The 20,557-nt window shown below is 40.3% G+C and carries 20 protein-coding genes; 6 read left to right on the top strand and 14 right to left on the bottom strand.

Features of this window, described 5'->3' with window-relative positions; all coding sequences use genetic code 11:
• Positions 1-3 precede the first annotated feature (3 nt).
• Positions 4-819 (bottom strand): 2,3,4,5-tetrahydropyridine-2,6-dicarboxylate N-succinyltransferase, encoded by an 816-nt coding sequence (locus VS868_RS00690; protein WP_266068952.1) that lies wholly within the window; start codon positions 817-819, stop codon positions 4-6.
• A gap of 221 nt (positions 820-1,040) precedes the next feature.
• On the opposite strand from VS868_RS00690, the gene ruvX reads away from it, so the two are divergent.
• From ruvX to mazG, 5 genes are all read left to right on the top strand, one after another.
• Positions 1,041-1,448 (top strand): Holliday junction resolvase RuvX, encoded by a 408-nt coding sequence (gene ruvX / locus VS868_RS00685; protein ID WP_345598857.1) that lies wholly within the window; start codon positions 1,041-1,043, stop codon positions 1,446-1,448.
• Between the two features lie 50 nt (positions 1,449-1,498).
• On the top strand, positions 1,499-1,858 hold the full coding sequence (locus VS868_RS00680) for a four helix bundle protein (protein ID WP_345598856.1): 360 nt from the start codon (positions 1,499-1,501) through the stop codon (positions 1,856-1,858).
• A gap of 41 nt (positions 1,859-1,899) precedes the next feature.
• A complete protein-coding gene (def, locus tag VS868_RS00675) occupies positions 1,900-2,490 on the top strand; it encodes a peptide deformylase (protein WP_345598855.1) in 591 nt (196 codons plus the stop codon).
• A gap of 57 nt (positions 2,491-2,547) precedes the next feature.
• Positions 2,548-3,009, top strand: a complete 462-nt coding sequence (locus VS868_RS00670) for a DUF5606 domain-containing protein (protein ID WP_345598854.1) — start codon at positions 2,548-2,550, stop codon at positions 3,007-3,009.
• Between the two features lie 89 nt (positions 3,010-3,098).
• Entirely contained in the window at positions 3,099-3,872 is a 774-nt protein-coding gene (gene mazG / locus VS868_RS00665; protein ID WP_266071233.1) for a nucleoside triphosphate pyrophosphohydrolase, read from the top strand.
• A gap of 384 nt (positions 3,873-4,256) precedes the next feature.
• Here mazG and VS868_RS00660 read toward each other — a convergent pair whose 3' ends face one another.
• The 9 genes from VS868_RS00660 to VS868_RS00620 all read right to left on the bottom strand — a co-directional run bounded on the left by VS868_RS00660 (position 4,257) and on the right by VS868_RS00620 (position 15,397).
• The gene (locus tag VS868_RS00660; protein WP_266071230.1) at positions 4,257-4,478 is read right to left on the bottom strand and encodes an addiction module protein; all 222 of its coding nucleotides are present in this window, start codon (positions 4,476-4,478) and stop codon (positions 4,257-4,259) included.
• Positions 4,479-4,751: 273 nt separating this feature from the next.
• Complete coding sequence (locus VS868_RS00655; protein ID WP_345598853.1) at positions 4,752-7,169, bottom strand: DUF349 domain-containing protein; 2,418 nt, start codon at positions 7,167-7,169, stop codon at positions 4,752-4,754.
• Positions 7,170-7,281: 112 nt separating this feature from the next.
• Positions 7,282-8,016, bottom strand: a complete 735-nt coding sequence (locus tag VS868_RS00650) for a shikimate dehydrogenase (protein WP_345598852.1) — start codon at positions 8,014-8,016, stop codon at positions 7,282-7,284.
• Positions 8,009-9,031: a DUF368 domain-containing protein gene (locus VS868_RS00645; protein WP_345598851.1), complete on the bottom strand. Its 1,023-nt coding sequence runs from the start codon at positions 9,029-9,031 to the stop codon at positions 8,009-8,011. The genes VS868_RS00650 and VS868_RS00645 overlap by 8 nt, the downstream gene beginning before the upstream one ends.
• Positions 9,009-9,956 (bottom strand): DUF368 domain-containing protein, encoded by a 948-nt coding sequence (locus VS868_RS00640; RefSeq protein WP_345598850.1) that lies wholly within the window; start codon positions 9,954-9,956, stop codon positions 9,009-9,011. The genes VS868_RS00645 and VS868_RS00640 overlap by 23 nt, the downstream gene beginning before the upstream one ends.
• 33 nt (positions 9,957-9,989) lie before the next feature.
• The gene (locus VS868_RS00635; protein ID WP_345598849.1) at positions 9,990-11,390 is read right to left on the bottom strand and encodes a tetratricopeptide repeat protein; all 1,401 of its coding nucleotides are present in this window, start codon (positions 11,388-11,390) and stop codon (positions 9,990-9,992) included.
• 97 nt (positions 11,391-11,487) lie between these two features.
• The gene (locus VS868_RS00630; protein WP_345598848.1) at positions 11,488-12,675 is read right to left on the bottom strand and encodes an aspartate aminotransferase family protein; all 1,188 of its coding nucleotides are present in this window, start codon (positions 12,673-12,675) and stop codon (positions 11,488-11,490) included.
• Positions 12,676-12,679: 4 nt separating this feature from the next.
• Complete coding sequence (locus tag VS868_RS00625) at positions 12,680-14,512, bottom strand: OstA-like protein (RefSeq protein ID WP_345598847.1); 1,833 nt, start codon at positions 14,510-14,512, stop codon at positions 12,680-12,682.
• A 351-nt stretch (positions 14,513-14,863) separates the two neighbouring features.
• Positions 14,864-15,397: a dihydrofolate reductase family protein gene (locus tag VS868_RS00620; protein ID WP_345598846.1), complete on the bottom strand. Its 534-nt coding sequence runs from the start codon at positions 15,395-15,397 to the stop codon at positions 14,864-14,866.
• Positions 15,398-16,061: 664 nt separating this feature from the next.
• On the opposite strand from VS868_RS00620, the gene VS868_RS00615 reads away from it, so the two are divergent.
• Positions 16,062-17,194 (top strand): IS3 family transposase gene (locus VS868_RS00615; protein ID WP_345598845.1). Its coding sequence is split into 2 segments (ribosomal slippage): positions 16,062-16,323 and positions 16,323-17,194, totalling 1,134 coding nucleotides; the frame shifts between segments, so codons are not numbered across the junction.
• 172 nt (positions 17,195-17,366) lie between these two features.
• On the opposite strand, the gene VS868_RS00610 is transcribed toward VS868_RS00615, so the two are convergent.
• The 4 genes from VS868_RS00610 to VS868_RS00595 form a co-directional block, all read right to left on the bottom strand.
• Positions 17,367-17,591 carry a PLDc N-terminal domain-containing protein gene (locus VS868_RS00610; RefSeq protein WP_345598844.1) on the bottom strand — a complete coding sequence of 75 codons (225 nt, stop codon included), beginning with the start codon at positions 17,589-17,591 and terminating at the stop codon, positions 17,367-17,369.
• Between the two features lie 1,219 nt (positions 17,592-18,810).
• Positions 18,811-19,257 (bottom strand): hypothetical protein, encoded by a 447-nt coding sequence (locus VS868_RS00605; protein WP_345598843.1) that lies wholly within the window; start codon positions 19,255-19,257, stop codon positions 18,811-18,813.
• Between the two features lie 164 nt (positions 19,258-19,421).
• Positions 19,422-19,946 carry a hypothetical protein gene (locus VS868_RS00600; protein WP_345598842.1) on the bottom strand — a complete coding sequence of 175 codons (525 nt, stop codon included), beginning with the start codon at positions 19,944-19,946 and terminating at the stop codon, positions 19,422-19,424.
• Positions 19,947-19,995: 49 nt separating this feature from the next.
• Complete coding sequence (locus VS868_RS00595; RefSeq protein WP_345598841.1) at positions 19,996-20,313, bottom strand: hypothetical protein; 318 nt, start codon at positions 20,311-20,313, stop codon at positions 19,996-19,998.
• Positions 20,314-20,557: the final 244 nt, after the last annotated feature.

Below are 20,557 nucleotides of genomic sequence, written 5' to 3'. Positions count from 1 at the left end.
GAGCTATACAGCCACATTGTGTTCTCTTAGTGCATCGTTAAGAGAAGTTTTTTTGTTGGTGCTTTCTTTTCTTTTCCCAATGATCAGGGCACATGGCACCTGGTATTCTCCTGCAGGGAACTTTTTTGTGTAGCTTCCGGGTATTACCACCGAACGGGCAGGTACAATACCTTTCATCTCTACAGGTTCATCGCCGGTAACATCAATAATTTTTGTAGAGGCGGTAAGAACTACATTGGCACCCAAAACAGCTTCTTTTTCGACCTTTACACCTTCAACCACGATACTTCTGGATCCTAAAAAGGCATTATCTTCGATAATTACCGGTGCGGCCTGTAATGGTTCAAGAACACCCCCAATACCAACACCGCCACTCAAATGTACGTTTTTTCCAATTTGGGCACAGCTACCTACTGTTGCCCAGGTGTCAACCATAGTGCCTTCATCAACATAAGCTCCAATATTCACATAGCTTGGCATCATGATCACACCGCTTGAAATGTATGCTCCATGGCGGGCTACTGCGTTTGGCACCACTCGTATCCCTTTTTCCTTATATCCTTTTTTAAGGGGGATTTTATCGTGATATTCAAAGATGCCTGCTTCTAAAGTCTCCATTTTCTGAATAGGGAAATACAGCACTACAGCTTTCTTCACCCATTCGTTTACCTGCCATCCTTCGGCTGTGGGTTCGGCAACACGTAGTTTCCCGTTGTCCAAAAGTTCAATTACCTCTCTTATGGCGTTGGTAGTTTCAGATGTATTTAGAAGTTCCCTGTTGTCCCAGGCTTTTTCTATGATGTCTTTTAAATGTTCCATGCTCAGTATTTTTCCTGTTTTAAATCATTTGCACAATCCGGAATCAAATTCCGGTAGAAATATCTGTCAAAAATGGCATTTTTGAAAGGCTTTTTTTGTGCCGGCTTTTAGCGGTGCGAAGGTAATACATTTAACTTGAATTAGCCGAAGCCTTTAGCTGTGTGGCGGGTATTGACTTGTTTTTGGGTTCTCGAATTAAGACGTATCTTTGCAGCTGAATTATGGGAAGGATACTCGCACTTGATTATGGTACCAAACGCACGGGGGTTGCGGTTTCTGATGAGCTAAAAATTATAGCCTCGGGACTCACCACTGTTCCCACAGCTGAACTTTTGACTTTTCTGAAAAAATATTTTTCCGAAGAAAATGTTGAGCTTGTTTTGCTGGGTGAACCAAAACAAATGGACAGTACGGCCTCGCAAAGCGAAGTTAATATCCAGGAATTCCTGAAAAAGTTCAGGGAAATTTTTCCCGAAATGAAGCTCGAAAGAGTAGACGAACGTTTTACCTCCAAAATGGCTTTCCAGTCAATGATTGACAGCGGACTTAAAAAGAAGCAAAGGCAAAACAAAGCCCTTGTAGACGAAATAAGCGCGACAATTATTTTGCAAAGCTACCTTTACAAGTAATTAATATTGAATGTTTTATATTGAATATTATTTATTTCAAAAAGGGGCTTATGAAAGAAATTATTAAAAAGAGGTCAAATGTGTTTGCGCATAATTGTGTGAAATTAGCTGTTGAGCTGCCAAAGAGCAGACTGGGTAATCATATTGAAGGGCAGCTTATAAGGTGTTCTACCTCGGTTGCAGCCAATTATCGGGCTGCTTGTTTAGGTCAGTCAAAGCGGGCATTCATTTCAAAGCTGGGAATTGTAATTGAGGAGGCTGATGAATCAATTTTCTGGCTAGAATTTTTGAGAGATGAAGGTTTGGGAACAGATACGTATTTTGCTCAAGTCCTTAAAGAGGCAAAGGAGTTAACTTCAATTTTTATTGCTTCCAGGATAACGGCCTTAAAGAACCTGAACCAACAATAGAAGACAAGAGATAATATTCAATATTCAATACAAAATATTAAATGATACTTCCAATAACCGCTTACGGAGATCCGGTGTTAAGAAAGAAAGCGAAAGATATTTCTGCCGATTATCCTAAACTAAAAGAATTGATTGAAAACATGTGGGAGACAATGTACGGCGCCTATGGCGTAGGGTTGGCTGCACCACAGGTGGGGCTTCCTATTCGTATATTTATGATAGATACTTCCCCGTTTGCCGAAGATGAAGATCTTTCTGAAGAAGAGAGAAAAGAACTGGCTTCTCTTAAAAAAGTGTTCATCAATGCAAAAATCCTTGAGGAAAAAGGAGATGAATGGGCTTTTAATGAAGGTTGTCTCAGCATTCCTGATGTTAGGGAAGATGTCTTTAGAAAACCTGAGATAACTATCGAGTATTTTGATGAAGACTTTAACAAGCACACCCAAAGCTATAAAGGGCTTGCTGCGCGTGTGATTCAGCATGAATACGATCATATCGAAGGAATCCTGTTCACAGATAAGCTAAGTAGTCTCAAAAAGAGGCTTATAAAAGGCAAATTGACCAATATCTCTAAAGGGAAGATACAGGTAGATTACCGCATGAAGTTTCCTGAATTAAAAAAAGGCCGTTAATTATTTTTGTTTTCTAGGCAGGAGGTAAGATATTTGCGATCCAAAATTTAAATAAATATGAAGTTAGATAAAGTGTTATCAATTTCGGGAAAACCGGGATTGTATGAACTTAAGGCTCAAACCCGGGGCGGATTTGTAGCCGAATCTATGTTAGACGGAAAAAAGATCTCTGTGAACATGCGCCACAATGTGAGCCTTCTCAGTGAGATTGCCATATATACCTACAGCGAAGAAGTTCCTCTACGTGAGGTATTTCAGAAGATCTATGATAAAGAAAATGGGGGAGAGGCTATAAGTCATAAAGAATCTAAGGCCAAACTGGAAGAATACTTCAGCGAAGTGCTGCCCGATTATGACGAAGACCGCGTTTATATCAGCGATATTAAGAAGATCATTCAGTGGTATAACCTGTTGGTGAGCAAAGGGATTATAAACTTTTCTAAAGGAGACGAAAATGCTTCCGAAGAAAGCGCAGAAACCGAAAAGACTCCAAATGATACAGGCGGCGAAGAAGAATAGCCGCAACAATAAATTTATTTAAAACCAACTGATTTCAGTTGGTTTTTTCTTTGGTTAAAACTTACCTTTCCTTCTTTAAAGATCACATCATGAATTCACGACAAGAACAGCTTAAAGCTTTTGACCGCTTACTCACCATAATGGACGAGCTACGGGAACAATGCCCCTGGGATAAAAAGCAAACCTTGCAGAGCCTGCGGCACCTCACTATTGAAGAGACATACGAGTTGGGAGATGCAATTCTTGACAATGATTTGCAGGAGGTAAAAAAGGAGCTGGGTGATCTTTTACTGCACATCGTATTCTATGCAAAAATAGGAAGTGAGACTAACGATTTTGATATTGCCGATGTGGCCAACAGCATTTCTGAGAAATTAATAAGCCGGCACCCACATATCTACAGCGATACAAAAGTGAATAACGAGGAAGATGTTAAACGCAACTGGGAACAGCTGAAGTTAAAAGAGGGCAAAAAAAGCGTTTTAGAAGGGGTTCCTGCGTCTTTACCGGCACTTGTGAAGGCAAGTCGCATTCAGGATAAAGTGGCGGGTGTAGGCTTTGACTGGGAAGAACCGCAGCAGGTATTCGAAAAGTTACAGGAAGAACTGGGGGAACTGCAGCACGAGATTAATTCTGAAAATCAGCAGAAAATAGAAGAGGAGTTTGGCGACGTGATGTTCAGCATGATCAATTACGCCCGATTCTTAAAGGTGAATCCTGAAGATGCACTGGAGCGAACCAACAAGAAGTTTATTAAGAGATTTCAGTATCTCGAGGCCAAAGCAAAAGAACAGGATAAGAGCCTTAAGGATATGACGCTGGCCGAAATGGATGTCTACTGGGAAGAAGCGAAGAGGATTTAAACGGCTTTTGGCTTGGAGAGACAGGAGGTCAGGCTTTGCCAGAGAATGATACTGATCTTGAATTCTCTGTTTCGTCTATTTCTGTCGTCTCCGAATAATCTCAGGATTTCGGCTACTGTGTAAAACTCCCATAATTATTATCTGGTTTTTTTCTTCTTCGACTACAAAAAAGATGGAGTATGGAAAACGCCTGACTATTGACTGTCGAAATTCTTTATACTTCCGCGGGTATTGAAGAGGGGATTAACCGATAGAATCGATTTCCTTATTCACTTCACGTTTAAATTCTTCACTTAATTCTTCTTTTCGTTCACTGTACCATTTTTTCGCCCCCTCTAGATCGTGCCGAACTATAGGATGTATCTTAGTTTTATAATTCATCCTTTACCATTCCTCTTTGACTTCATTCCAATCCAATAGATCTTCAGGATTTTCTGAATAACTTTGGAGACGTTTATCTAATTCCTTCTTCTGAACTGGAGAAATACGTTCCTGTGCTTCTTTTTCTTTTTTTAGTACACGCTCTAATGCCTCCATCACGCTTTCCTCTTCAACTGTCATCAACTCCTCTATGAAGTGATACTTTCTGGCTGATAAATTATCCATAGCATTTTGTTTTCGCTTACATAAAGATACAATTATTGTGTAATATTTCTCTTTTCAAATACTCTAGGGAAAGTTTAACTTGTTTTAAGTAGCTCTCGAAATAGAAGTTTGTTTCCCGCGGCCATTTTGAATCTATTTCAGATTCTTTTTAATCTGAAGAAAAGAAACGATGAGAACATGGAGCAATTTTAGATTGACCATAAGAACTCCAATCAAAAACACCCCTTAAAAATGTCATTTTTAAGGGGTGTTTTATGTTTCTGGTAAAGAATTTTATTCGTCGTAAAGAGACTTTACTTTCTCCAGTTTCTCTTTCCAGATCTTAAGCTGCTCCTTGTGATTCTGGATGTTCTTGTGAACTTCCTGTACCAGCGGATTCTTATCATCAACGTTAGAGAAGAACTGCAGGTTGTTTTCCAGCTGCCTTATTTCGGCTTTTGTTTCCTCGATCTTCTTTGTAAGGAAGTAATGCTCGTTGTTTAGCTTTCTTGAATCATCAGAATTTTCGAGGGCCTGGACCTTGTTCTCGTACTTGAGCATTTCGCTCTGTTTCTTATCTAGATCCAGCTTATCAAAAGCCTGGTCAAGGGCTTTGTTGAACTTTCCTTCAATGTAGCGTTTGCTGTGTGGCACGCGGCCCAGTTTTTTCCATTCCTCAATAAAGTTTTTGATGGTGGGAAGATCCTTTTTGCGATCGCCGCTAAGCTCAATATTCTTTAGCTTTTCAAGCAGGTCTTTCTTTTGATCAAAAGTTTCATTTTCTTCTTTGTTCTCCTCATTTCTGGAAGCGTGAAGCCTGTCAAAATAGTGATTACAGGCAGCTTTGAACTTTTTCCAGATCTTATCGCTGTCTTTTCGGGGAACGTGGCCAATATTCTTCCAGTCGGTCTGGATCTTTTTCATAAGCGGCGTGGTGACTTTAAAGTCCTCGCTGTCTTTATGTTCTTCGGCAATCCTTACCAGTTCCTGCTTTTTCTCAAGATTGTCGTATTGTTCTTTTTTCTGGTTCTTGTAAAAAGAGTTCTTGTTGCGGTTAAAACTGCGTACAGCCTCTTTGAACTTCTTCCAGGTCTCGTCGTTCACGTGTCGCGGCACCTTTCCTGCATTGAAGAATGCTTCCCTTAGGGCTTCAACTTCAGTAATCTTCTGTTGCCATTGCTTGTGCGACGTATATTTTTCCGAAGCAATACCTTTTATCTGATCAATGATTTGCTGCTTCTTCTCAAGGTTTTTCTCAAAATCCTTTTCCAGCTGCGCAAAATACTCCTGTCTCTTGTCATGAATCTGCTTGGTGGCATCGCTGAATTTTTGCCAGATATCTTCCCTGTACTCTTTTTCTACGGGGCCAAGATCTTCTTTCCACATTTTGTGCAGCATTTGTAGCTCCCTAAAAGCACGGTTGGTATCCGGCTCTTGTGTAAGCTCTTCGGCCCGGGTTATGATCTTTAATTTCTGCTCAAGGTTGTGCTTGAAATCAAGATCTCTAAACTCGCGGTTAAGGTGCAAAAAGTCGTAAAAGTTCTCAACGTGGTGGTGATAGGTATTCCAAACTGTGTTGTACTTATCACGAGGGATTGATCCTGCCGTTTTCCAACGATCCTGCAAATCTTTAAAATGTTTGTAGGTGGTGTTGATATTCTCTTCAACATCAATCAAACCCTTTAATTCTTCAATGATCTCCAGCCTTTTTTCCAGGTTTTTATTAAGGTCCTGCTTAAGTTGCTGGTAATGCTTATTTCTTTTTTCCTTGTAGTCAAAATACAGGGAATTAAAACGCTTTTTTAAGGGAGTAGAGTAGTGGAAGTCAATAATATTCCCGCCATCAGCAAGAAATTCTTCTTTCTTCTCCTCAATTTCCTCGTCTTGTTTGGCATTAAACTCAGCCCGTATTTCTTCAACGTGCTCTTTAATTGCCTGTACTTTTTCGTTTTTGAGAAGTTTTTCCAGTTCATCGGCGAGGGCTTCCTTGCTCATGGCGTGGTAATCTTTCTTTTCTATGCCATGACGCTCGGCAGTGGCTTCGTCTTCGCTGTCTTCAGCAACGGCATCATCCATTTCGCTTTGAGCATCTTTGGGTGCCTTTTGCTGCTGTTCGTCGTCTTTAGTCTCGTCATTTTCTTCGGAAGAATCTTCAACTTTCTCTTCGGAAGTTGCCGGACTTGAGGTGTCAAAAAAGGGATTTTTAACTTCCGTTTTTTCTTCGGAAGTTTTCCCGGTATTATCTTCTGCATTGGCCGAAGGCTCTTCATCCTCATGATCGCTTTCTAAAGCCGATTCGGGCGAGGTAACTGGCTCAAGTCCTTTTTTATCCTCGGTCGATTTGGCTTCATCTACCATGGCATCTTCAATATCTTTACTTTCCTTTTCTTCTGAAGGTTGTGCAGTATCAGCAGCTTTATTGGGAGTTGGCGTAGTTGTTTCTTTTTTCTGAGAAGCCGGCTGCTCTTCCCCCTCATCATCACTTTCCAAAAACGATTCGGTAGAGGAGCCGGGTTCGGCATTCCTTCTATCTTCACTCGCTTTCGACTCGTCTACCATAGCATCTGCAATGGAATCTCGCTCCTCTTTCTCTTCGGAAGCTTTTTCAACATTTTTTTCTGTCTTTTCGGCTCCGGTTTGGGCCTGGGAATTCAGGTCTTTGTTTTGATTTTCCTGTTGTTCCTGGTTTGACAGTTTTTCTTTCTCAGACATATCTTTCAATGTTAGGGTTCAATATTCAGTAATAAGTCTGAAAGATAATAACTCCCCACGTACCTAACAAGGGATTGCGGCTATTTCTAAATGTAAAGTTAAAGACCGGCTTTTAGTCCCGGTTCCATATTTCCCAGGCTTTGAGCGCCTGAAGTTCCAGCATTTTCTCCCCGTTTAAAACCGTTGCTCCACGGGCAGCAGCCAGCTTCATTAATGCTGTTTGCGGCGGATTGTAAATGAGGTCGAATAACAGGTGCCTGGAACTGAGGTAATTTACCGGGAGCGGCGGATATTCTTCTACTTTTGGATGCGTACCCAGCGGTGTGGTGTTTATAATGACAGTGTGTTCCTCAAGTATCTCTTCGGAAAGTTGCTGGTAAGAAATGGCATTTTTGGAAGGTGAGCGGGAGACAAGGCGGGTTTTGATATCCAGCGAATTCAAAGCGTAATTAACAGCCTTGGAGGCGCCACCCGTGCCCAAAATAAGTGCTTTTTTGTGGTGTAGCTTCAGGAAGGGTTTTAAGGCTTCCGAAAATCCGAAGTAATCGGTGTTATAGCCGGTAAGACTCCCGTTTCGCTCTACTTTAATGGTGTTTACTGCACCGATTTGTTGGGCTGTTTCATCAAGACTATCCAAAAAAGGGAAAATCACCTCTTTATATGGAATAGTCACATTAAGACCTTTTAATTCCGGATTTTTGGCGAGCACTTCAGGAAATTGCTTGATATCCTGCAGGTCAAAGTTTTCATATGTGGCGTTTATGCCTTCACTGGTGAATTTTTCAGAAAAATACTTCCGTGAGAAAGAATAGGAAATATTACGTCCTACGAGTCCGAATTTACGCATGAGATCTTTTGTTTTTAAGTTCGGCCAGGGCCAGCCACAATACGAGAACGGTTCCTGTAATGATAAAGAAAATCGCGATCCAGGTGCTGGGTTCATCTATTGCCGGCAGGTACCTGTCATAATTGCCTACGATCTTATTCCCGTTTTGATCCAGCAAAAATACACCTTCGGCATTTCTACGGAATTCTGCTTCTTTCCATGGCCATACCACTCCCAGGGAGCCGGTGATAAAACCAATAATCACTGCAAAAGTGGCATTTTTGAAATGCTTCAGTAAATATCCCAATATGTGAGACAGGGAAACGAGCCCGGCCACAGATCCTGCCGTGAATACGAGTAATACCTGCAGCAGGCGCAATCTTTCGGGATCGTCAAGAAAACCAAGGTCAAACCTGAAGAGATCGGACAAGGTGAGGTACAGCGCATTGACGGAGTCTACCAGCAGCAGCACGTAGTTGCCCAGGAGAATAAGAATGAAAGAACCGGAAAGCCCGGGAAGTGTCATCCCAGAAACTCCTACAATTCCGCAGAAAAAGACAAACCAGAGATTGTCATTCTGCGCGGCAGGTTCCAAAAAGCTGATGCTCACGCCGGCAATGATACCAAGAAGCATAAAGCCAATGTTGCGGCGGTTCCACTCTTCAAAATCTTTACTTATGTAATAAATGGAGCCCAGGATCATTCCGAAGAAAGAAGACCAGACGTAAAGCTCGTAATGTGTTATTAGGTAATCGAGCAGCAGGGAAATGGAAAAATAGCTGATGACCATTCCTAAAACAAGCAGCGAAAGAAAGCGCCCGTTGGTGTAATACCAAAGGCTGCGAAACCTTCCGTTTATCAATAATTTCAGGGAATTGATGTTGACACGGCGAAGGGAAAAAATAAATTCCTCATAAAAACCGGCAACAAAAGCCACCATCCCGCCCGATACGCCGGGAACTTTATTGGCAGCCCCCATAAGGACTCCCTTGATCACCAGGAATATTTTATCGCTAAACGTTCGGGTTTGCTGCATTGTCCTGCACCGGCTTTTTTTCTGCGAGGCCCTCTAAGATAAGAATAAGAGCAAACCCTGCAAGCATGAGCATAAAGGCCTGAAAGGTGTGAGGCTCTGAACCAAAATTCCAGGGCATTACAGATTCGTCTCTTAGGGTGATCACCTTGTCACCGTACTGGGCAGTTTCCAGTTTTAACTTCCACGGCCAAATCTTGTTGAGAGAGCCTGCGATAAACCCTGTTAATGTTGCCAGGGTTAGGGTGCTGTAATTGCGGAAGAGCCATTTGAGGAGCCGGGAAAAGGAAAGTAATCCAAACACAGCGCCTAAAGCTACTATGCCCAATATCTTTAAGTCGAACTCATGTGCTGCTTCACTCACGGTTTTGTATGCTCCAAGGAGCACCAGGATAAAGGCTCCCGAAATTCCTGGTAATATCATTGCACAAATGGCAATGGCACCTGCAAAGAACAGGTAAAGATCATTTGGTGCTGCAGCTAAGGGTGGCAGCGAGGTGATATAGAAAGCTACTCCTGCGCCTATTACCAAAAAAAGGAACACGTTAAATGTCCATTTTTCGATTTGTTTTGCCACGTAGTATATGCTTGCCAGTACCAGCCCAAAAAAGAAAGACCAGATAAGGATTGGGTGGTTCTCCAGCAAGTAATTGGTGAGTCGCATCACAGTAAAGATGCTAAACAGGATTCCGCCTAAAAGGGCAATGATAAAGTTGCCGTTAAATTCCTTCCACATTGCTTTAAATCCCTCATTCTTCCAGGTGTAAAGCAGCCCGATTTTCACCCCGCTAATGGTAGAAATGAGCTCCTCATAAATCCCTGAAATAAACGCTATGGTACCACCGGAGACCCCGGGAACAATATCGGCCGCTCCCATGGCCATTCCTTTTGCAGTGAGAACAAGGTAATCTTTAAAGCTTCGTCGCATCGTCTGGTTTTGAAGTGCGCAAAGTTATAAGAATTAATTGCAAGATTTTAGGTGCATCTTTATTTTCTCCTTAACCGATTTTCTTGCGAAAATAGAAGGGAAAAGCTCCTCAATGATAATGTAATAATCAGAATCCATTTTAAGGGCGTTATTCAAATGCGTATTTCCTTTTTCGGGTTCGTGCAGCATGAAATATAGGCCGGCAAGCCGGTACTCAATCTCGGCCGTTTCAGGATAAAATTCCACGGCCTGTAACAGGTTTTGTACGGCAGCCTCGAATTCCCCTAAATCAATAAGTACGTCGCATCTTTTCACCCAGGTTTCCAGCTCATAGTTTCCCAGTTCGAGTGTACGGCGGTAACCTTTTTCAGCTTCTTCAAGTAGGTTTAACTGATTGTTAATGCGGGCATACCTCTTCCAGTACAGCACATTCTCGCTGTCAATATTGATAGCTTTATTGATGTAGTAAAGGGCTTTCCGAAAATTCTGCTTTTTGTAAAAGAAGTCTGTGATGGCTATCCAGCCTTTGTCCAGCAAAGGATCTTCATGAACCGTTTGGCGGTAATTCTTTAACGCCAGCTCATCAAGTCCCAGTTTTTCATAACATTTCCCAATACGCAGGTACGCAAAAGAGGTAGGATCATCAAGATCCATGGTAATGCTATAATTTTCAATAGCTTCATTAAACTTGCCCAGTTTTTCCAGCACCTTTCCTTTTTCAAGATAAGCTCCTATAAAAGTATCGTCACTAATGATGGCAAAGTCAAAAGCCGAAAGGGCTTTGTTGTAATCTTTAAGATCAAAGTACTGTTTTCCCAGCTGGTGCCAGGCTACTTCTGAATATGGGTTCGTATCGAGAAATTTGTTAAGATACGCTATGGCTTCGCGTTTTTGTTCAAGAAAATCAAAGCAATACATGATGTTGTAGAGCGCTGAATAATCTTCTTTATCGGCTTCAAGGCACTTCATGAAATTGAGCTTTGCGTTCTCAAAATCTTCCAGGAACAGGTATTCCATTCCCAGCAGGGAGTACACGTCGGCTTCGTCGTAGCTCATTTCGAGAGCAACCTCGAGCATTTGAATAGCTTCCTGGTGTTGATCTTTCTTTGAGAGTATGTTAGCCTTTTGAATATAGATTTCCTCATTTGAGGATTCCAGGTCATAGATCTCATTGAGAATTCCTTCGGCCTGATCTAATTTATCTTCAAAAACCAGGATCTCCACGCGCAGCAACTTCAGGTTAACCGAATATGGGTGTTGTGAAAGCCCAAGCCTTACAGCTTTTTTGGCAAGTGTAATTTTTCCGTTCTCTAAATAGTAATGAATAATATTTTCAAACTCATCGGAGTCGAAGAACAATACATCATTCGTCTTCAGCATCGATTCAAAACGAGTAAGGGAGAAATTGTTTTCTTCGTTATGGCTTAATAGCATAAGCAGTGATTTACTGATTTATCCAGTATTAAAGTTATAAATGTTCTACAGCGACCGGGTTAAAAATGAATTATGTTGTTAACAAAGTAATTAACACCTATTTGTCCTGCAATAAATCATTTAGTATGTCAATAATTATGCCGCATCCTTCTTTTATTTCACTCATTGAAATAGTAAGCGGCGGCGTAATTCTAATAGCTTTTCCTTCAAATAGTAACCAGAACAAAATCAAGCCTTTATCTTGCGCTCTCAGCACAAGTTCGTTGGCAATTTCTTCGGAAGTTAATATAGGAGCGAGCATTAATCCGCGTCCCCGTACCTCAGAAATGAGCGGGTGGACCAATAGTTCTCTGAATAATTGCTCTTTTTGAAGGGTTTGTGCAAGCAGGTCTCCTGTTACCAGTTCTTGTAATGTTGCCAGAGCTGCCGCCGCAATCACAGGATTTCCACCAAAAGTAGTGATATGCCCCATTTTTGGATTGGCACTAAGCGTATCCATTATTTCTGAAGAGGAGGTGAAGGCACCAATGGGCAGTCCGCCACCCATGCCTTTTCCCATCACCAGAATGTCGGGTACGGTGTTGTAATTCTGAAAGCCAAACAGTTTTCCGGTGCGCCCGAAGCCCGGTTGGATTTCATCGAGGATGAGGAGGGCACCCACTTTTTCACACTTGGCTTTTACCTTTTTTAGATAGTCGTTTTGAGGCTGAATAAAGCCTGCACCACCCTGAATGCTCTCCAAAATAACGCCTGCCGTATTTTCATCTATCTTTTCAAGGTCTTCCTCACGGTTGAACTCAATCCAGGAAATATCGGGGATCAACGGGCGGAAAGGCTTTTGCCGCTCCTCGTAGGTCATGAGGCTCAACGAGCCCATGGTATTCCCGTGGTAAGCGCTCTTTGCTGCAATAATTCCAGATCTTCCGGTATAGCGACGGGCAAGTTTTAAGGCTCCTTCAATGGCCTCGGTTCCCGAGTTAGTCAGATATGTTTTTTCCAGCGGTGCCGGGAGATGTTCTGCGAGCAACTTACACAATTCTATAGCGGGCCCCTGTGCATATTCGCCGTACACCATAACGTGCAGGTACTTTTCTGCCTGTTCTTTAATAGCGTTTACAACACGAGGATGGCAGTGGCCCAAAGTACAGGCCGAAACACCTGCCACAAAATCTAGATGCTTTTTGCCTGCTGTATCATAGATGTACGATCCCGAAGCATGGGAAACTTCCATTGCCAAAGGGTAAGGCGAAGTTTGCGCCTGATATTTTAAAAAATCCTGTTTCAATTCTTTAGTCTCTTTTAGGTTGGGTGGCAACGGCAGGGGAGATGGTGTCCTGCTGTTGTGCCGGGCGCGGTTCCTGGCCCGGAGTAGGCTGAATACTGTCCATTGCTGGGAGGCTGTCCAACTCTTCCTGTCGTAAGAGTGGTTCTGGTTGAGCAGCTTTGCCCGCATTTGGAACAGTATCTACAGTTCTTTCCTGAAGATCTTTTTCCTGTAAACGGCTCTTGTTATTCAGCAAAGGTCCTTCCCGCGACTCATTGTTAAAAAAGTTCTCTTCTTCTTCAGGCATTGGTATCCCCTGTATCTTCACCGGCTCATAATCTGGATCGTCAATAAAGAGATCTTCTACAGAATTCAGTCTTTCTTCACCACGCCAGTTAAAGCCCTTAAGGGTACGCTCTTCTTCAGGAAGTTCACTTTCAGGATAAAGAATTCCGTCGACATTATTAAGATAATCGACCATGCTTATCTCTTCATCTTCAAAGAAAACAGAAATAGAGCTCGACAGGGTTTTATTGATGCCAATCAAATCTCCAGCGTCATTTCTCATGTAATAAAGTGTCTCGGTATTTTTTACCAGGTCCACCTGATCTAAAGCATTATCTTTAAACTTTCCATACATCTGCAAACCCTTCAGCTGATTAAACCCGCCCAAGCTGTCACGCTGAATCATAAATGCATTATCATATACTTTGAGAGAATCCATTTCTTCGGTCACAACATTGTTGAGCAAGTGAATGGTATCTCCTGTTAACTGGTTGTTTTCTGACCACATTACCGGTCTGCCCAACATTTGCGTCAACCCGGTTTTTTCCCGTACATGAATAGAATCACTCTTACCGCTCATATTGCTCTTGTACAGGCGCACGCCATAAAAACCACGGATGATCCTGTCTTCGGGTTTGCCGGTAACCATTAAGGTATCTGCATGAATATAGAGAGAGTCCTGCTCCTGAACGCTCACTGCCACCGCACGTTTTGTGATAAAAACTGAATCTTTTTCCCTAAAAACTTCAGCGTAATGTCCTCGTATAACACTTTCATTAATGGTGTCTGTAACCTTTATATTATTTGTGGCCGAAGCAAAATTGGTATTCCGGTTAAAGTACAGGCTATCCCCCTCTAAAATCCGGTTTTCATAGTCAATTCTTGAATTTTTCACAAAATAACCGGTATCGCCACGGGTGTCGTAGAACCCCCTTTCGGCGTATATTGTAGATTGATCGCTCGTTATTGTTGTGGGGCCATAGAAATAAGCGTGACCATTATCAGAATAAAAATCCAGCTGAGTAGACCGCAAAACATAATCGGGATTGGTAATCACCACTTCCGAAGCGAAAGTGTATTTTTCATCTTCCAGGTAGTAGCGACCAATTCGGCTTTTAAGTACACTGGCAGTATCACGTATAGTTCCACCGCTGCGGTAGTAGGCCTGCTGTTTTGTGCGGTCAAAGAAAAGCGTGTCGGTTTGTAAGCTGGTTTGTGGGTTGCGCATAAAGACATTTCCGCTGGCAAAGGCAAACTGCGTATCGCCATTGTATTCGGCATACTGGCTGGTCATGGTGATGGTATCACCCTGTTCCATACGCACATTTCCGTAGGCTTTAAAGAAGTTCTCTTCGGCGTAATGAATGGCCTGATCGGCCCACACTTCAATACCCTGGTGAATAAAATGAACCTGCTCGTTCACCTTACTCAGAATAAAGGCACCCGGATAATTCTCTTCATCTTTTAGAGTACGTTCGCTTTCATAACGAATCTTCTTTTCTTCCTGGCTGTAACTGCTGAAGCCTATGAAAAAAAAGATTGTAAAGAGATATAGAACCTGAACGTACTTCACCAGTAGAATTTTGCTTCAAAAGTAATGAATTCTGAAGGAAATAGGTGAGCTGCTGAGATCTTTTAAAGATTGAAATATCAGGTATTTCTATAGTAGAGAAACTTCCTACAGCATCACAATTACGTTAAGAACGCATTCAATTTTTGCCATTTTTGACAGATTAATTGGTATGGAGGGTATTGTACTACAGGAAACACCTGGGCATGGATGTCAATAAAATAAAAGTAAAGGTTGCTCATAACTCCTGAGTGGCACTTTGGCAGTAATCAAAACTGAAGCGCCTTATAAAATAGGTGTGGCAGCATAAAAAACTATGACTTTTTACAGGAAACATGGTTGGCGGTTCTTTTTTTATTTTTTCCGTTTGTAATGGAGTTGCGTCAAGCCTGTTTCAAATGTTTTTGCTTTTACAAATTCGAGTATTTGTTCAGGTCGCCCGTCTTTAAATAATCTTGTCCCATTACCTAACAAAACAGGAACTACAGAAATAATAAATTCATCAATTAAGTCATTTTTTAATAGTTCATTAATTACTTCAGCACCACCATCACAATAGATATTTTTTCCGTTCTTAGATTTGAGTTGTTCTGCTAAATCAGTGATTTTACCTGTGTAAAAAGTTGTTCTGCCAACATTTGGTCTTTGGGTTCTTGTTATCACATATACATCCCTTTGGCCATTGTCGTAAAATGATGGGCCAATTTCCTGAAGCACGTAGTCATAGGTTTTTCTACCAATAATCAAGGTGTCTATGGAATCTGTAAATTCATTATAACCATAGTCTTCACCTTCTTTTTCTACGAGTTTTAAGAAACTCAAGTCATCATTAGGTTTTGCAATGTACCCATCTAAGCTTGTGGCAATGAAAAGTGATATTTTTCGCATCTGTTTAAAATTTAATGTTTTTGCAAAATTAATTTTAGAAAACCCTTTGCATTTTGTATAAATGCGATATTTTAAAGTAGTGAAGGTATTTGAGATTTGAATTTTCTTTCTAATTGCCGCACAGTGATATGAGTCCGCTTTGAAAGTTCTGAAATTCTCAATTTCGCTTTTGAGGAATGAATATCGCTGATTATAGACTGTAGTTGGTTCTCTTTGTTTTTAATTCTGTCTGAAAAATATTGGTTTAGATAATTAAAGTGGTTTGCAAGGATTTTATCAATATTTAAGGAATTGGGTTTTCAAATGAAAATAAATACAGGAAATATCTCTCAAAAAAGCCATTTTTGGATAGCCATTATTTGCACAGGTCTTTTATTCAAGCTTATATTTTGTTAATCGCATTCTCAATAGCATTTTTACTTTCAAAGTATTTTGCTTTTACAAGATTAAATTCTTTATCGTTTTTTAATGTTTCGCGTAAAGTTAATGTTAGAAAATCGTAATTCGTAAATTTGGTGGGTGTGTTTAGGATATTGGTTAACCAATTCCACATTTTTTCTTTTCCGATTTCTTTTTCTATTGCTATAAAAATAATAGGTGCAAATGTAAGCTTCCCTTAAAACCGAACTGTTTAAAAGTAGAATAATTCTTAATTTTAAACAGTATGAAAAAAAGTAAATTTTCTCCACAGCAAATCTCTAAGATCCTCAAAGAATTCGATAATGGTAAAACAGCTGCCGAGATCAGTCGTGAATATGGTGTAAGCACCGCTGCTTTTTATAAATGGCGAGAGCGTTTTAGTGGTATGAATGGTAAAGAGCTTAAGCGACTTAAAGAACTTGAAGAAGAGAACCGTCGACTCAAGCAAATGTATGCCACCCTTTCTCTGGATCATGAGATGGCTAAGGAGATCATCGAAAAAAAGCTCTAAAGCCTTGCCGTAAGAGAACTATAGCTAAAGAACTTGCTCATTACGGTATAAGCAGGGCGTGCCGTGTCTTAAAAATGAGCAAGAGTGTGTTTTATTACACTCCTCTCCCTAAAGATGATAAACCCATAGAAGAAGCCTTACAGCAAAAGGCAGAGAAGTATAGTGAGGAAGGTTTTTGGATGGCTTATGAGCGACTGCGTAAGGAAGGAAAGCCGTGGAACCATAAAAGAGTTTATCGTGTATATAAAAACCTTGGCTTAAGCCTAAGGCGCAAAGTGAAGAAAAGATTACCAGCGAGAGTAAAAGAACCCTTAGAAGTGCCAGAGACCCTTAATCATACCTGGAGTATGGATTTTGTAACAGATGTTCTGGATAACAAAAGAAGATTTAGAGCATTTACTATTATTGATGATTACAACCGGGAAGCACTTCATATAGAAGTTGATTTTTCCTTGCCCAGCAATAGGGTAATTTGGGTGCTAAACCATTTAATTAACCGAAGAACCAAACCTCAAAAGATAAGAATGGACAATGGTCCTGAGTTTATTGCTAAAATAGCTTCAGAATGGAGTCAAATGCATGGGATCAACTTCCAATATATCCAACCAGGAAAACCTACACAGAATGCTTTTATTGAACGATTTAATGGGACGTACAGAAGAGGAGTCTTGAACAAATACATATTTGAAGATTTGGATCAGGTAAGAGAGCAAACTCAGGTATGGATGGATGATTACAATAACCAAAGACCACACGATGCATTAGGAAAAATGGCTCCAATAGAATATGCAGAATATAATTCTCTATTAGCGACTTCAGATAAAACCAAAAACAATAATTTTATATCATCAAGCAGTTCTAATTAGGGGAAGCTTACAGGTAACGTCCCGTATAAAAACAGTGCGAACTGTCGAGCTTGATTGTCCGCAGGACAATCAGGCGTTGCAAGCGAGCACGGACTTTCGATTTGAGACAGGTTTAAGCATTGTTTTTATACAGTGTTGGCAGCTGACTTTTTCCTCTCCAGGATTATTAATATTAAGAGTTTTTATTGAAGTCAGGATTGAATTTTTTAGAGTCTTTAGTATATTTTTTTCCGAACTGGAAGTAGACTAACGAGCCTAAAATCGGAAAAATAAATATTAAGATTATCCACAACCATTTCATACTTTGATTTTCAAATCTGGATCGGGAAATATCTACCAAAGCCCATATCCATAAAATCGCAGTTAAAACAGTCAGTGTAATTAATAAAATTGTCATAGTATTTGTTTTTTAGTTTGCTGCCAACGTCTCGAATAACACAAGTTGCGGCTTGGTGACTTGAATTTGTCCGTTAATGACTTATTTTAAAGGTAGTCAAAAATGGCATTTTTGAGAGGTATTCCGCAATTTGTGTTATTTATTGTTGTGAATCCGTAGCGACAGAGCCGAGTGAGCTCGTACTTAGCATTTTTCTTGATTAGTTTTTTAATCCGCAACAGTGAGAATCAGTTTTTGTGTTGAGTTAGGTTTGTTTCCTTTTTTTCAATTCTTAATTTTTAATCCGCAACAGTGAGAAAATTAATTTCGGGACTGAGTGGAGTCCTTTTGTTTTTATAGATTCCAAAATCCTTCTTTTTGAGTATCAACTAGAAAATTAGAAGAATTATTCTTGCGTTTGAGTGGAAATCTGCAGTCACTTTTAATTTTAAACCGACTGAGTAATTGTCCGTTTTTTTGATCTCCAGGAGTTTAGAGAATTTATATTTTTTAACGCGTTTTGAGTGGAGTCCGGAGCTATGGTTCACAACGTCCCGGTTAACGCAAGTGCGGAGTTGGGGAACGAAATTGATCTTTTAATTACTCTTTTTAAAGGTACTCAAAAAAGCCATTTTTGACTGGTCTGCCGTATTTGTGTTAACCGTTGTTGTAAATCAGTGGCGACACATCTGAGTGAGCACCAAAGATTTGCCGCTCCGTTTTCCGTCTGCTTTGTTTTTAATTTGAGTTAATATTTATCTTTTTAAGTCCGCCAGAGTGATACATTTTTCTCCGGCTGAGTGGCAATCCGAGATTCATTTCCTATTCTTGTTCTCCAAAAATTTTTGACGGCTCAGTGGGATCAGCTTTTTTCCCACTTTATTAATTCAAATTCTTTTACATAATATACAGAGATAAGACATCCAAGAACTGGTAATGCGAAACATAGAATTGAAAGAACTACTTTTTCTTTTAAGGCTAATTTTTTATTAAGAAGAATGTATGATAAAACAGATAGGAATATACCAATCAGAGTGTAAACTATAAGATTGTGAAGCCAGTAAGGGAGAAAAAAATTAATCGATTCGTTCATCATACTATTTTATTTTCTTGTCAGGAGCCATTGTTTACAACGTCTCGTATAAAAACTGTGCGAGCTGGTGAGCGTGATTGTCCGCAGGACAATCCGCTAAACAAGCGAGCACTAACTTTCGATTAAAGACTGATTTAAGCATTGTTTTTATATGTTGTTGGGCAACGTTTTTTTATTCCCCAGAGTAGTTTTTACTCCGTTTATTTCCACACCGCTTTTCAAATTCGTTTTTTGGATATTGTAATAAGGTTCCCATTCTTCTAAAATCAATTCATTGTCGGCTGTCCAACCAGTTATTCTAAATCCATCCGGAATTAGTCCTTTTTTAAGGTCAGATTCATTTTCCTTATCTTCTATAACTGACCAAAAAACTCTCGAATATCCAAATCCGCCATTATCGAATTGATATTCATAATATCTAAATTTTTTATTCGGAGAAACTGAGTCGGAAATAAGAACAAAATCCGCTTCTTTCAGAGAATGCTCTGAATGAAACGCTTCTGTGACTTTGTCAAAATCCGAGTTAAGTTTAAATCCGATTCCAATAATTCCGATCAGAATTATTCCAATTATTATTAAAATCCATTTTTTCATTCAGTTCCCGATTTTTTATGTTGCCCAACGTTCCCGGTTAACGAAAGTGGCGAGTAGGGAAGATCCACTTGTCCGGCGTAACGCTTCTTTCTTATGGAAATAAAAGTAGGAAATTATCTCTCAAAAAAGCCATTTTTGTTAACCGTTGTTGCCAGTAGTATTTTTTAATTGTCTTCTACTGATTTTGCCTTTTGGTAAAGAGGTTCAGGAACAGCAGTCTGTAATTTTTCCATTTCATCTTTTATATGAGCACGCAGGACTTTTTCTTCCTCAGGGCGTAAATTATCAAGAATTCCGACTCTGCCGTAAAAACTGATATTTTCATCATCTTTATGAACAAGAACTATTAAAGGATATCCGTTTTGGGCTTCAAACATATCCAGGTTTTCTTCCATTCCGGTTTTTGGAGTCGGTCGATCTAAAAAGTAAGTAAATCTGACATTTTTTACAGTCGGATTGTCCAAAGGATCACTTGTCCGGTAAACAGCAGTAATGATTCCTTGTACTTCATAAAAATCATCTTCATTATAATCCGAATATTGTTTCTCCGATTTACAAGAAGAAAGTCCGAGGATAAAAAGTAAAGTTATTAGTAAGGCTTTTTTCATATTACTGGCAACGTCCCGTATAAAAAATAGTGCGAGCTGGCGAGCTTGATTGTCCGCATGACAATCAGGCGTTGCAAGCAAGCACGGAGTTTCGAAATGAGACAGACTTGAGCATTTTTTTTATACAGTGTTAGGCAACGTTATTTTCATTCACGCTCTTTAGGTCCGTTTCCAAAATTTCCCACATTTTTAAAAGAATATCCGATCTTTTTCTAACTTGCTGAAAAAGCTCTTGCCCTTGGTCAGTCAGATTATATTTTCCTTGCTCCTTTATGACTAAATCTTTGGTCAGTAGCCATTTTAAAGAGGTCTGCATTTCCCTTTGAGTAGGAACAGAATGATTAATTCCGTCCGCCACCGCTGAAATTCCCGCCTCATTTGTTCCACGTTCTTGGGACGCCAATGCAGTAGCTAAAAATATCCAGGAAATGGTTTGGTAGTCAGTCATAGTGCTTCTTTTTTACCAGTCAGTTTTAATGTTGCCTAACGTCCCGTATAAAAACAGTGCGAGCTGGCGAGCTTGATTGTCCGCAGGACAATCAGGCGTTGCAAGCGAGCACGGACTTTCCAATTGAGACAAGTTTGAGCATTTTTTTTATACGTTGTTGTAAAAATGTGCCGCCCGCCCGAGTGAGCCGTTCTGCTTTTAACTCCGCTGCGCTTTGTTTTTAAAGTTCTAATTTTCTTACCTC

This window comes from Salinimicrobium sp. 3283s, assembly GCF_039602225.1.
In the GTDB taxonomy this organism is placed as follows: domain Bacteria; phylum Bacteroidota; class Bacteroidia; order Flavobacteriales; family Flavobacteriaceae; genus Salinimicrobium; species Salinimicrobium profundisediminis.
This window is presented reverse-complemented; position numbering and strand designations above follow the sequence as displayed.

Coding starts and splice junctions, on each gene's coding strand:
- VS868_RS00690 (WP_266068952.1), bottom strand. CDS start 819: ATGGAACATTTAAAAGACATCATAGAAAAAGCCTGGGACAACAGGGAA.
- ruvX (WP_345598857.1), top strand. CDS start 1,041: ATGGGAAGGATACTCGCACTTGATTATGGTACCAAACGCACGGGGGTT.
- VS868_RS00680 (WP_345598856.1), top strand. CDS start 1,499: ATGAAAGAAATTATTAAAAAGAGGTCAAATGTGTTTGCGCATAATTGT.
- def (WP_345598855.1), top strand. CDS start 1,900: ATGATACTTCCAATAACCGCTTACGGAGATCCGGTGTTAAGAAAGAAA.
- VS868_RS00670 (WP_345598854.1), top strand. CDS start 2,548: ATGAAGTTAGATAAAGTGTTATCAATTTCGGGAAAACCGGGATTGTAT.
- mazG (WP_266071233.1), top strand. CDS start 3,099: ATGAATTCACGACAAGAACAGCTTAAAGCTTTTGACCGCTTACTCACC.
- VS868_RS00660 (WP_266071230.1), bottom strand. CDS start 4,478: ATGGATAATTTATCAGCCAGAAAGTATCACTTCATAGAGGAGTTGATG.
- VS868_RS00655 (WP_345598853.1), bottom strand. CDS start 7,169: ATGTCTGAGAAAGAAAAACTGTCAAACCAGGAACAACAGGAAAATCAA.
- VS868_RS00650 (WP_345598852.1), bottom strand. CDS start 8,016: ATGCGTAAATTCGGACTCGTAGGACGTAATATTTCCTATTCTTTCTCA.
- VS868_RS00645 (WP_345598851.1), bottom strand. CDS start 9,031: ATGCAGCAAACCCGAACGTTTAGCGATAAAATATTCCTGGTGATCAAG.
- VS868_RS00640 (WP_345598850.1), bottom strand. CDS start 9,956: ATGCGACGAAGCTTTAAAGATTACCTTGTTCTCACTGCAAAAGGAATG.
- VS868_RS00635 (WP_345598849.1), bottom strand. CDS start 11,390: ATGCTATTAAGCCATAACGAAGAAAACAATTTCTCCCTTACTCGTTTT.
- VS868_RS00620 (WP_345598846.1), bottom strand. CDS start 15,397: ATGCGAAAAATATCACTTTTCATTGCCACAAGCTTAGATGGGTACATT.
- VS868_RS00610 (WP_345598844.1), bottom strand. CDS start 17,591: ATGACAATTTTATTAATTACACTGACTGTTTTAACTGCGATTTTATGG.
- VS868_RS00605 (WP_345598843.1), bottom strand. CDS start 19,257: ATGAAAAAATGGATTTTAATAATAATTGGAATAATTCTGATCGGAATT.
- VS868_RS00595 (WP_345598841.1), bottom strand. CDS start 20,313: ATGACTGACTACCAAACCATTTCCTGGATATTTTTAGCTACTGCATTG.